This is a genomic window from Nostoc sp. DedSLP03, from assembly GCF_034530815.1.
Taxonomy (GTDB): domain Bacteria; phylum Cyanobacteriota; class Cyanobacteriia; order Cyanobacteriales; family Nostocaceae; genus Nostoc.
The window spans coordinates 24,938-35,062 of record NZ_JAVRCK010000094.1; the positions used below are offsets into that span (position 1 = coordinate 24,938).

General features: G+C 41.5%; 9 protein-coding genes and 1 CRISPR repeat array. Of the genes, 2 read left to right on the forward strand and 7 right to left on the reverse strand.

What is annotated here, in order from left to right; genetic code table 11:
- Positions 1-144: 144 nt before the first annotated feature.
- The 3 genes from RM368_RS31550 to RM368_RS31560 form a co-directional block, all read right to left on the reverse strand.
- Positions 145-1,212, reverse strand: coding sequence for a WD40 repeat domain-containing protein (locus RM368_RS31550; protein WP_322697702.1), 1,068 nt, complete (start codon positions 1,210-1,212; stop codon positions 145-147).
- A 238-nt stretch (positions 1,213-1,450) separates the two neighbouring features.
- Positions 1,451-1,744: a hypothetical protein gene (locus tag RM368_RS31555; RefSeq protein ID WP_322697703.1), complete on the reverse strand. Its 294-nt coding sequence runs from the start codon at positions 1,742-1,744 to the stop codon at positions 1,451-1,453.
- Between the two features lie 365 nt (positions 1,745-2,109).
- Entirely contained in the window at positions 2,110-2,280 is a 171-nt protein-coding gene (locus RM368_RS31560; protein WP_322697704.1) for a hypothetical protein, read from the reverse strand.
- Between the two features lie 481 nt (positions 2,281-2,761).
- Between RM368_RS31560 and ald the strand changes: the two genes are divergently transcribed.
- Positions 2,762-3,853 carry an alanine dehydrogenase gene (gene ald / locus RM368_RS31565; protein ID WP_322697705.1) on the forward strand — a complete coding sequence of 364 codons (1,092 nt, stop codon included), beginning with the start codon at positions 2,762-2,764 and terminating at the stop codon, positions 3,851-3,853.
- Positions 3,854-4,154: 301 nt separating this feature from the next.
- A CRISPR array of direct repeats spans positions 4,155-4,697; the repeat unit is 37 nt; unit sequence ATTGCAATTAACTAAAATCCCTATTAGGGATTGAAAC.
- A 136-nt stretch (positions 4,698-4,833) separates the two neighbouring features.
- Here the strand turns inward: ald and dusB are convergent.
- From dusB to RM368_RS31580, 3 genes are all read right to left on the reverse strand, one after another.
- A complete protein-coding gene (dusB, locus tag RM368_RS31570) occupies positions 4,834-5,889 on the reverse strand; it encodes a tRNA dihydrouridine synthase DusB (protein WP_322697706.1) in 1,056 nt (351 codons plus the stop codon).
- A 210-nt stretch (positions 5,890-6,099) separates the two neighbouring features.
- Entirely contained in the window at positions 6,100-6,921 is an 822-nt protein-coding gene (locus RM368_RS31575; RefSeq protein WP_322697707.1) for an Rpn family recombination-promoting nuclease/putative transposase, read from the reverse strand.
- A 121-nt stretch (positions 6,922-7,042) separates the two neighbouring features.
- Positions 7,043-7,900 (reverse strand): acyl-CoA desaturase, encoded by an 858-nt coding sequence (locus RM368_RS31580; protein ID WP_322683564.1) that lies wholly within the window; start codon positions 7,898-7,900, stop codon positions 7,043-7,045.
- Positions 7,901-8,127: 227 nt separating this feature from the next.
- On the opposite strand from RM368_RS31580, the gene RM368_RS31585 reads away from it, so the two are divergent.
- Positions 8,128-9,357, forward strand: coding sequence for a TetR family transcriptional regulator (locus tag RM368_RS31585; RefSeq protein WP_322697708.1), 1,230 nt, complete (start codon positions 8,128-8,130; stop codon positions 9,355-9,357).
- Positions 9,358-9,467: 110 nt separating this feature from the next.
- Here RM368_RS31585 and RM368_RS31590 read toward each other — a convergent pair whose 3' ends face one another.
- Positions 9,468-9,887: a hypothetical protein gene (locus tag RM368_RS31590; protein WP_322697709.1), complete on the reverse strand. Its 420-nt coding sequence runs from the start codon at positions 9,885-9,887 to the stop codon at positions 9,468-9,470.
- Between the last annotated feature and the right edge of the window lie 238 nt (positions 9,888-10,125).

Sequence of the window (10,125 nt, forward strand, 5' to 3'; positions counted from 1 at the left end):
TCGCCTAAGTTTCTATATGAAGTGAGAATTCGAGCTATGACAAGTCACAAAGCCTTGAAAGGAGCGTCAAAATGATATCCCCGACTTCTTAAAAGAAATGGGGGATATAGTTTACTCTTTCACGATTATTTTGTTCGATCGCTGTTAGTTTCGTTTTGTGGGAATCCCCCAAATCTTGATTTGTCGATCGAATCCACCACTGGCAAGAATTTTACCATTGGGACTAAAAGCGATCGCACTTACCCAGTCTGTATGTCCATTCAGTGTATTTATTAACTCACCTGTAGTTAAATCCCACAATTTAATTCCGTCTCTACCAGCACTAGCTAGGGTTTGTCCATCGGGATTAAGAGCGATCGCATTTACCCAGTTATTATGTCCTGTAAGGGTGCGGACTAATTCTTTAGTATTAATATTCCACAGTTTTATGGTGCGATCGTGGCTAGCACTGACTAATGTTTGTCCATCTGGTGTAAAGATCACAGCGCTAACAGCACTAGAATGAGCTGGCAATTGACTGATGAATTTACCTGTACTCAAATTCCACAGCTTGATTACACCCTTATTATCACCACTAGCTAAAGTCTGTCCATCAGGACTAATAGCGAGAGTATAAATCAAATTATCAAAGCGTACTATAGTCCCTAGAGGACGCTGCTGTAGCAAATCCCACATCCGAATCCCATCTAAAGCTCCACTGACGAGAACTTTACTATCAGGAGACACCGCTAAAGATAAGACGTTACTGGTATGTCCAACAAAAGAGCGGCTAAATTTTAAACTTTTCAGACTCCAGAGGTTAATCGTGTCATCATCACTACAGCTAGCGAGGGTTTGTCCATCTGGCGAAATCACTAAAGATTCTACGGCTGCTTTGTGTGCTTTGTTAATAGTCGCTAACTTTTTGCGCTTTGCTAAATTCCACAGGCGAATTATACCCTCGTTTTCTGCACCTCCACTCACCAGAATTCTGCTATCTGGAGTGAAAGCGAGGGATTTAATGGTTCCGTTATGTCCGATGAGTGTGTAAAGTAGTTGAGCATTAGCAAAGTTAGTGTTAACTGGGAAGTTTGGCGTTACTTCAATGGCAGCATGAGCTTGATGAATATAAAACCCTTCCCAGGTACTCACTGGAAGGGCAACAGCTGCCATAAATGCCAGGATAATATACGGCCGCAGAAAATTACCGCCACCTCTTCCCTCACTACTCACTCTTTTTCCTCACTTTTATAGATACAGTTAAACCCAATGAATCAATTCAAAATTCAAAACTTGTACTGAGCTTGTCGAAGTATTCAAAATTCAAAATTAAATACAGTTACCCACAACGGTTGGAGTTTCCACCTACCAAGTGAGATAAGGATTTTTTCGCCCACGAAGGGCGAGGTTTTAAACCTAACTTTTTTTCATAGATGTTGCAGAGTTATTTTAAGTCATAACTCTGCACATTTTAAAGAGGTGGTTTTTTCTTAGAAACGCTTAACATTGGTAAAGGCGCACTAGAAGAACGAGAGGGCAAATAATGTTGCATTACAGGCTCCTCTGGTAAAGAACGACGCTGCTGGACACGCCACAACTTAAAGCCTAGCGCTATCCCTGCCGTTCCCAAACCAAAAGCAAACAACGACCAGCTATCATTCAATCCGCCAATCAGGGCATCCATAACGCCCATCGTCATCAGTACACTGATTAGTGGCTCTTTTCGGTAGGTTGACTTCAAAAAACGAGGTAATACAGCATTCATCACAGCTTGGTTGGTTCCAGTTCACCTTTTGTGTATATTTACCAAGAATACCTCACCCATAATTTGCCTTTCTCATTCAAGGCAGATACTAAGTTATGATTTTTTTAGTAGGGGGAGGAAATTTACTCATTAATCGCCTTGCACATATTAGTTGCAAGTCTATGATATTTCAATCGCTAATAGGTATTTCGATTCCTCTCTTGCTTACATTCTAGGGCAGTTATTTATAAAGAAGTATAATTAATCTATATAGGGCGAAGTACTCTGCTATCAATTATAGAAGTCGAAACCAACTGGTTGTTCCAGCTGGTTGAAACTCTTTTAATTACTAGCTTACAACTTTAAGATTGTGCTTGTTGATGGCACTACTTCAGACCCAGCCATGATAGCACTCCTTGATGAGTGACATATTCAATCACCAGCATCAAACCAAAGCCAATCATTGCAGCTCGACCATTCAAGCGTTCGGCATATTCGTTAAAGCCAAACTTAGGCTCTTCTAGTTTAGGTGTAATTGTTGGTTGTGTTTGTGTCATTTTTTAAGAAACCTTTTTTTGGCAAACGGGACTTGATATCAGACTTCTGGTAGAAGTCGTGGAAAGTGGGGATAATGGCTACTTACTTTTCATGGTATCTGGAAAACCCCTCTTCTATTTCTCTCTCCTTTTAAGAGAAAGACTTTGAAATTTTCAGATGAGTTGAAAAGTCAGTTTAACTTAAGAGCTGATTGCAGTGCTTGAATGCCAAGATGACTTGATAAATTCAGCAAAAGCTTCCTATTAGGGAGCTATACAATCGCTCTTTTAATAAATTGTTACTATTCTTTATATATTGTATAAATACTGGGGTAATAGTCAAGGGTAAGAGTTTGGGCTACTCAGATTGAATTAAGAAAGTTAGAACAGAAATTAGGTATCTCTAATCCAGCTATCTCTAATACGGAACTAGCAAGACGGAAGTAGCAAGCTTGAGATTGGAAGGGTACAGTTAAACAAAAAAAATTATCAGAGGCGATATATGGAAATCGGCGTTCCCAAGGAAAATAAGGATCAAGAATTTCGGGTAGGGTTAAGTCCTTCTAGTGTGCGGGTGCTGCGAGAAAATGGTCATAGCATCTTCGTCGAGACGCAAGCAGGTAATGGTGCTGGATTCTCTGATGATGACTACAAAAGTGCTGGAGCCGAAATTGTCCCCACATCAGAAAAAGCTTGGAATCGGGAATTGGTTGTTAAAGTCAAAGAACCACTGACCTCTGAGTATAAGTTTTTGCAAAAAGGGCAGGTATTATTTACTTATTTACATTTAGCAGCCGATCGCAAGTTGACGGAGCATTTAATTGATTGTGGCACAACTGCGATCGCTTACGAAACTGTAGAACAACCTGGTGTTAACAGATTACCCTTGCTCACCCCCATGAGCGTAATTGCCGGTCGGCTAGCAGTACAATTTGGGGCGAGATTCTTAGAACGCCAGCAAGGTGGTAGAGGTGTACTTTTAGGCGGTGTTCCTGGAGTTAAACCAGGTAAAGTAGTAATTTTAGGTGGCGGCGTTGTCGGTACAGAAGCAGCTAAAATTGCCGTAGGTATGGGTGCGATCGTGCAGATTTTAGATGTGAGTGTCGAGCGTTTGTCTTACTTAGAAACCCTCTTTGGCTCTAGAGTCGAATTGCTTTACAGCAACTCTGCTCATATTGAAGCCGCAGTCATTGAAGCCGATTTGCTCATCGGTGCAGTTTTAGTGTTAGGACGTAGAGCGCCAATACTAGTATCTCGCGAATTGGTCAAACAAATGCGTCCTGGTTCGGTGATAGTTGATGTAGCCGTTGACCAAGGCGGTTGTATAGAAACCTTACACCCTACATCTCACACAAATCCTGTATACCTTGAAGAAGGTGTAGTGCATTATGGCGTTCCCAATATGCCAGGAGCAGTACCTTGGACAGCAACTCAGGCACTTAATAATAGTACATTACCTTATGTTGTCCAGTTAGCGAATTTAGGAATTTTGGCACTGGAAGTTAACCCAGCATTGGCTAAGGGTGTGAATGTCCAAAATCATCGCTTAGTGCATCCTGCTGTGCAAGAGGTATTCCCTGATTTGGTAAATTAAGGTGTGCAAGGATTAGGCGATCGCTTATTTTAATAGAGGTAGCGATCGCCAATCAGACTAATTTTCTTGCCTTATGTGCGGATGGGTAGGTGTACAAAATGAGAAGGAGCGAAAAAGGCTGTACGCTCCTTCTATACAAGACTTTGAGGGTAATTGTACTTTCAAAGCATCCGCGCACCTTATGGGGACTGGTTTTCAGCGATTTGCATCTTGTGATATGACGATTCTCTGTGTTATGATTCGTTCATTCGCGCAACTGAACCTTGAAAACCAAATACAGCAACGCTTTCAGAAGCCAGCGATTGCAATTAACTAAAATCCCTATTAGGGATTGAAACGAATTGACTAGCCTTACCGGACAAACCCAAGAAGATTGCAATTAACTAAAATCCCTATTAGGGATTGAAACAGACCAAGTTGGAGAATGCGCTAAAGAAATACGGATTGCAATTAACTAAAATCCCTATTAGGGATTGAAACTTTATTCCGGCTCTTTCTAAAAGAGGATTAAAAACATTGCAATTAACTAAAATCCCTATTAGGGATTGAAACTAAGCTTAATTTGCTTCTAGCTTAGAAACAAGCTCAATTGCAATTAACTAAAATCCCTATTAGGGATTGAAACGTAGAACAGCCCAACATCCTTGGTGTATATAGGTTTATTGCAATTAACTAAAATCCCTATTAGGGATTGAAACTAGTAAGACGGCACCAGTATTCAAAGCAATTAATTTATATTGCAATTAACTAAAATCCCTATTAGGGATTGAAACTGCAATACTCGCCACTGCGTAGTGCATCGATAATATTGCAATTAACTAAAATCCCTATTAGGGATTGAAACGTAGTAGCTGGGCGAACTACGTAGCGAATATCCTCAACTTCCATCCGATGCATAAAAGAAAGTACGAGTGTCCAAGCGATCGCGCCATTTTTAGCAACTAACTAGATCGCCCCAAGCTAATGGTAAAATCAACTTTTTAAAGCATTACCAAACTACCTTCTGCTTCTTCCTCTAGTTCATAACCATTAGTAAGTTTTTCAATTGCTTGGTCAATCATTGCCAAACCTTGATCTACTCTTTCAACTAAACTTAGCTGTCCTCGGAGTTCGGCAGCACCAACGAAACCTTTAGCATACCAAGTCATGTGCTTACGGGCTTGACGTACACCGCGATCGCCTTTATATTCCCACAAGGCTTGTAAATGATCTCTTGCACATTCCAAGCGCCCAATTGGGGTTGGCGATGGTAATATTTCTCCTGTTTTCAGAAAATGATCGATTTCTCCCACCAAAAACGGATAACCCAAAGTTCCACGCGAACACATCACACCATCAGCGCCAGTTTGTTCTAAACATTTCACTGCCGCTTCAACCGAAAAAATATCTCCATTCCCAATCACTGGGATAGAAAGCACTTCTTTTACACGCGCAATCCATTCCCAACGGGCATTGCCATTGTACCCTTGGGCGCGAGTGCGTCCATGTACCGTAATCATTTTCGCCCCGGCATCTTCCATTCGCTTGGCAAAGTCGAGAATCGTAATTTCGTTGTCATTCCAGCCAATACGGGTTTTTACGGTGACAGGTACATCAACAGCTTTCACCACTTCCCGCACAATTGCTTCTGCTACTTCTGGTTGCCGCAATAATGAAGAACCGCCACCATTTTTAGTGATTTTATTTACCGGACAACCCATATTAATATCAACAGTATCAGCACCTTCGGCAACTGCCTTGATTGCTGCTTCTGCTAAGAAATCGGGACGGCAATCAAATAGTTGAATGCTAATTGGGCGTTCGTTGGGATCTACCTCCATGATTTTGGGTAACTGCTTGACATAATGCAACCCCGTAGCATTCACCATTTCGGTATACATCATCGAATCTGGCGCATAGCGACGCACAATCCGGCGAAACACCATGTCTGTGACTCCAGATAGAGGCGACTGGAGAACCCGACTTTTTACCTCAAAGGAGCCAATTTTGAGGGGTTGGGAGAGTCTAGCTTGGAGAATGGGAGAGAGCGAAATCATACAAAAAATTAAAAATTAATTGAAATGGGAGCTAGTAAAAATATGTAGATAAATTTGTGATAAAAGATACAGCCAGTTTCAAGGAAAGTGAGTTACACAAGCTAAGTCTCAAAATCAAGTATAAAGCCTGTTTTACTTCTGTTAGCGCAGCGGTGCGTAGCCCATTCTGACTTCTGAATTCTGAATTCTGAATTCTACTGTAATTGTAGGTTACGTATCCTGACTTGGAGGCTGTTTTTGCATTTCTTGCTGAATCTCTTCTAGACTCAAACCTAACTCTTTCGCAGTTTCTTCAAAACTTAATCCCAATCTTAATAACAAAGGTATCATTCTAAACTTTTCTTCACGCACTCCTTCTTGTTTGCCTTCTTGCTTGCCTTCTTGCTTACCTTCTTGATAAACTCGTGTTTGTTTCAAATCACTTAACCCAAACATACCTTCAATCTCCTCTCGACTCATCGTCGGAAACTTATAAACTAATATTGTCTCTATCAATTCTAGTAACTGCCGCCGTTGTGGTTCGATGTTTATTTCTTGCTGGGTTCTGTCTATTAACTGTCTAGCAGATGTAATTGCTGTCTCCTCTTCATCGACCACTAATTTCATCGTAGCAATTCCAACTGGCAATGATGCAGTTTCACCTAATTCATTAAGGTAAATACGACTAATGCGCTGGCTAGTGAAAAATTCACTGTAATTCTTGATATTTGCTGTATCTAAACTCCGATTGGGATAGATAACTACTCCTCGCCAAGAATTTTTCGGTTTATTTTGGTGTAAGTATAAAAAAATTTCTGAAAATAGGCGTGAATAAATTTCTGTGTCAGTTTGGAACTGGACTTCAACGAAGTAAATCGGATTTTCTTCTCCTTGTGTTGGGAGAAAAACACCATCTATACGAAATGCCGTTTGCTTGATTTCAATTGAGGAGAATTGATAAGTCTCTGCCGTTTGGGGTGGATTACCAATTAATTCAAAAAAGATGCTAGGAAGTTCTTGAAAAAGGCGATAAAAAATGCTATCAGTTTTCACACTTAATGCACTATGGTGATTTAATTCGTTAGATTTTACCGTGAAACACTACTGATAAAAATTAGTAAGCCGACTGCAAGAAGCAATCGGCATAACAAATTCACGATTATTTAGTTGCAATTTAGCCGTGAGTTGCACCTTGAGGAGGACGCGAGACAACTTTTTTAGCTAAACCCAAAGTCTGCAACACTAAGATGCTCCACCAAGTAACATCAATCTCCCACCAAGAAAACCCAGATTTTGCCATGTGGGGATAAGTATGATGGTTGTTGTGCCAGCCTTCTCCATAAGTGACGAGGGATACCCACCAAAGATTACGAGCGCCATCATTGGCATCAAAGGTGCGATAACCCCACAGATGTGATGCTGAATTTACAAACCAGGTTGAATGCCAAAGCAAGACACATCTGAGAAACACTCCATAGAATACAAAAGACCATCCTCCTAATGCATAAAGCAGTAGCCCGAAGGGTATTTGCAATAGCAAGAAGTAACGATCTAGCCAACAATAAAAGGGTTGTTTGGCTAAGTCAGGGGCATATTTTTTATAAGTGTCATAGTCAAAAAATTCTGGACGTGGGTAGAAAATCCACAATATATGGCTCCACCAAAAGCCTCTTTGGGCAGAGTAGGGGTCTAAATTGATATCTTCTGTGTGGGCGTGATGTTGGCGGTGTCCACCTACCCAAAAAATTGGCCCGCCTTGTAAAGCCAGCGCTCCAATCAGGGCGATCGCATACTCTAACCACTTAGGAACTTGGAAACTTTTATGGCTCAGTAGTCGGTGATATCCCAGGCAAATACCAATACTCCCGAACAACCAGTGGAGAAACACTAGCAAACCTAATGCTGGCCAGGAGAAAAACCAAGGAGACAGAAGTGCTAAGGCATGAAATGTAGTAAAAAATACTACATTTGTCCAACTGAGTTGAGGTGAGTTGCCTCTCTCAGGAGCGAACGCCCCAAAATTTGCGGTCATAAAAATTCCTGTTGATGGATGATGCAGTGATTTACTTTTTATTGGGCATAATCCCACTAAGGATTTATCCAACCTCTCACTAGTTAGTTACAGTGAGCCAGCGCGGTCTTGGGGGTTTCCCCCATTAGCGACTGGCGAACCCGTAGGGTAGAGTAAAGCAAGTATCACTTACATTTGTTATGCTAGCAGAACTCTGATATCCCTGCAAGTGCCACTTGCATTTCTTTATGTCATCTCAACTTATTTCCACTCGTCAACGCCTGATTCAAGCTGCACTTGAGTTGTTTTCTGCTCAGGGAGTAAGCGCTACCACAACCCGCCAAATTGCTGAAAAAGCCGAAGTCAATGAAGTGACTCTATTTCGGAATTTTGGCAATAAGCATGGATTACTTTTAGCTGTACTGGAAGAGTCCGCAGCCTTCAAGGATTTAGGTGAGTCGCTGGTGCGGCGGGCAACACCTCCCGGCAATGTCTACCAAGCTCTGAAAGATTATGCAAGTGATAGCTTACATGCATTAGAACGAGTACCAGAGTTTGTCCGATCTGTGGTAGGTGAAGCCGACCAATTCCCGGCAGAAAATCGCCGCGCACTAGGCAGGGGAGTCACAGAGGCGAACCGTTATGTAGCTCAGTATTTAGCTACTGTAATCCAGCAAGGACATTTAAATACCTATTTACCCGCAGAAAAATTAGCTAGTTTGCTGAATGGGATGATTTTGGGATATGCAGTAATTGAGTTCACCAGCGAATTTCACGAACTTTGGGAGGATCGGGACGACTTTCTGGAAAATTTGGTGGAGTTGTTTTTACATGGAGCCATGTCATCTTCAACAGAATCAGCAATAAACTCCTTACAAGGAGGATTCACCACCACAGAAGTAGCTGATTTACCAGCTAGTTTGGTTCACGAAATTCTGCAACAAGCCAGGAAATTTGGAGTACGAGATTATGCCTTGGCTTACGTGTTATTTGGGGCTGGGTTATCCGCTACAGAAATAACTAGCTTGGAGCGATCGCACCAAATTTACGATAGTCAAGGGCACTTCCTGCAAATCACCATCCCCGGATTTGTTCGTCAAGTACCCGTGAATCAGTGGATTTTGGGCAAACGCTACGGTTCCTTTACTAATAATCCCTTACTCAAATGGCTGAAAAGTCGTAAAGATACTCAAACAGCGATGTTTCTGAATGAAACAGGTACACCCATCTCAGAATCAGAACTTGAGACACGTTGGCAAGTATGGAGTGAAGCACTATTAACTCCCCAAGGACAAACGCCAGCGATCGCTCAGGCACAACAAACTTGGCGCGTAGAAATGTTAATGCGGGGGATTACCTTAGAAAACCTGATTATTTTAACAGGTTGCGATCGCACCCAATTACAACCCTATGTCCGTCGAGCCAAAGAAAAAGCCGCCCTAGAGCAAGCTACCCGTTTGGATCATAAGCCAGGATAAGGAGTATCAGGTGGTGTTCTCTGACGCAGAGCTAGTGAGCGAATAATTTGTAATTCGTAATTCGTAATTCGTAATTCTTAATTAAGAATTTATTAGATGCAGTTAAACGATTAAGGTAAAACAATAGAGGTTCCTTTACCATTGTTTGCACCATTCAAGGTTGTAGCTGTACTCTCAGATGGGGATTGGGTGTTGCTCGAACGGCGTGATAATTTCTTGCGTGGCTTACCTCCCGCCTGAATATATTGCAAACTGTCTTTGCCATAATGGGTTGCCACACTCATTAACATTTTTTCAGAGTAGCCGCGCAATTCTTCTTCAATTAGAGAGAGGCGACCTGTCATTTCATCTAGGGTAGAGAGTAAAGTGTTGTATGTAGATAGCTGGGTTTGCAAGTTTTGGATGCGGCTGTCGTAGTCTGTCAAATTTAATCCGTTGCCAAATTCTAGCGTCGGGCTAATCGATCGCATTCCTGCAATTCGACGAAGAGCGTTTTCGAGAGTAGGTGAACTGCGTTTTAGTCGTGCCATAAAATGCTCTCCAGAAGAAAGTTATAGGATTACTGCATGTACTCTAGCCAATGCAACAATAAACTTCTCTGAGAGATAATTCGGAAAAATTAAAGCAAACTAAGAGCGACCTAATTATTTTTAGTTGATTGTACTGAGGTATTTATTAAACCTGTCAAAAAAGTAACATTCAATAAGTAAAAAGTACTTCAAAGTCGTTTTGAGGTACTTCAAAGTCGTTTTGAGGTACTCCAAAGTC

Bases quoted from the DNA above. Each gene is read 5' to 3' on its own strand.
- RM368_RS31555 (WP_322697703.1), bottom strand. From the start codon at position 1,744: ATGAATGCTGTATTACCTCGTTTTTTGAAGTCAACCTACCGAAAAGAG.
- RM368_RS31560 (WP_322697704.1), bottom strand. From the start codon at position 2,280: ATGACACAAACACAACCAACAATTACACCTAAACTAGAAGAGCCTAAG.
- ald (WP_322697705.1), top strand. From the start codon at position 2,762: ATGGAAATCGGCGTTCCCAAGGAAAATAAGGATCAAGAATTTCGGGTA.
- dusB (WP_322697706.1), bottom strand. From the start codon at position 5,889: ATGATTTCGCTCTCTCCCATTCTCCAAGCTAGACTCTCCCAACCCCTC.
- RM368_RS31580 (WP_322683564.1), bottom strand. From the start codon at position 7,900: ATGACCGCAAATTTTGGGGCGTTCGCTCCTGAGAGAGGCAACTCACCT.
- RM368_RS31585 (WP_322697708.1), top strand. From the start codon at position 8,128: ATGTCATCTCAACTTATTTCCACTCGTCAACGCCTGATTCAAGCTGCA.
- RM368_RS31590 (WP_322697709.1), bottom strand. From the start codon at position 9,887: ATGGCACGACTAAAACGCAGTTCACCTACTCTCGAAAACGCTCTTCGT.